Annotated in this window: 1 protein-coding gene; it reads left to right on the forward strand. The window is 62.1% G+C overall.

Annotation, left to right across the window (positions count from 1 at the left end):
- Nucleotides 1–133: 133 nt before the first annotated feature.
- Nucleotides 134–1,297: an IS1249 family transposase gene (locus GKC41_RS08675; RefSeq protein WP_154313846.1), complete on the forward strand. Its 1,164-nt coding sequence runs from the start codon at nt 134–136 to the stop codon at nt 1,295–1,297.
- Nucleotides 1,298–1,354 lie beyond the last annotated feature (57 nt).

Here is a 1,354-nt window from a genome sequence, read left to right on the forward strand (position 1 = left end):
GGGCTATAGGAACTAAACGCGTTGTTTATGTTGGGGGTTTGGCCTTGTGGCTGTAAGCGTGTTGGGTGGTTGTTAATAGGTCGGGTTGTTAATAGGGGTCTTGCAGGGGTGCCCGTTCCTGTTCGATTGGGGAATGAGAACCAGATCGAAGAGGGCCAGGCATTGCCCCATATGCCATGGGCGGATGCGCAGGCATGGGCGCAACAGATCAGGCACGCAGCGCTGGATGTGTCCGTCCTGCTCGATCACGTCCACCGCGCGCAGGCAGGACCGGGCCCGCGCCGCGCAGTTGAGGGAGTTCCCGGACTGGCTGCTGACGGGCAGGACCCGGGAACAGATGGGGGCCATGGGCGCCAGGGCCTGGCGTAAACGGGTCGGCTGGTGCTGGAACATCAAGCCGGCAATCACACCGGACGGGGTGGTCCATCACACGCTCATGGCCGACGGCACGTATATGGCACACGGCTGGTGCCTCCTGATAGCGATCGACGGGCAGACGGGCCAGGTCATCGACCGGCAGTGGTGCCATCAGGAGAACACGGCGGCCTACACGGCCCTGTTCTCCCGCATCCCCGGGCCCGACGTGCTCATCACCGACGGCCTTCGCGGCGTGCAGAAAGCCTGCCATGCCTGCTGGCCGGGCACGCGCATCCAACGCTGCCTGGTGCACGTGCAACGCAACACCAAAACCGACCCGACACTCAAACCACGACTTCAGGCCGGCAAGGAACTCAAGCGACTCTCCGACCAGCTCACCCGGGTCCATACCATCGAGGAAGCGGTGCGTTGGGGTGAGGCCTTGAACGCCTGGCACGAAAGATGGGAAACCCTCATCGACGAACGCACCATGGCCAAGGACGACCCAGCCAACCCCAAAGCCAGCCACCAATCCTGGTGGTGGACCCACCAGGAACTCCGCCGCTGCTACCGCAGGCTCGAACACCTCTTCCAAGACAGGCAGCTCTTCGCCTTCCTGGAACCCGAACCCACCGCCGGCGGGCCAGTGGAACGCACCACCAACCGGCTGGAAGGAGGAGTCAACCCACCCATCAAACGCACCCTCCTGCAACACCACGGCCTACCCGAGAGCCACATGAGACGCGCCTGCGAATGGCACTGCTACATGAAAACCGACAACCCCGACCCCGCCAGCCTGATCAGGGACGAACACCACCAGCCACAACCAGCACCCAAACGGGAAACCAGACAGGAACAGGACGAGCCCGAACACTACGGCACCGCCATCAACTGGAACGAGTTCCACACACCAGTCAGATACCCCGACACCACACTCTGACCAACACACAACCAAACCCACACACAGAACCTAAAACAACGCGTTTAGTTCCTATAG

This window comes from Bifidobacterium asteroides (assembly GCF_009683175.1).
GTDB lineage: Bacteria > Actinomycetota > Actinomycetes > Actinomycetales > Bifidobacteriaceae > Bombiscardovia > Bombiscardovia asteroides_H.

Excerpts from the sequence above, each read along its gene's own strand:
- GKC41_RS08675 (WP_154313846.1), top strand. The coding sequence starts at position 134 with ATGAGAACCAGATCGAAGAGGGCCAGGCATTGCCCCATATGCCATGGG.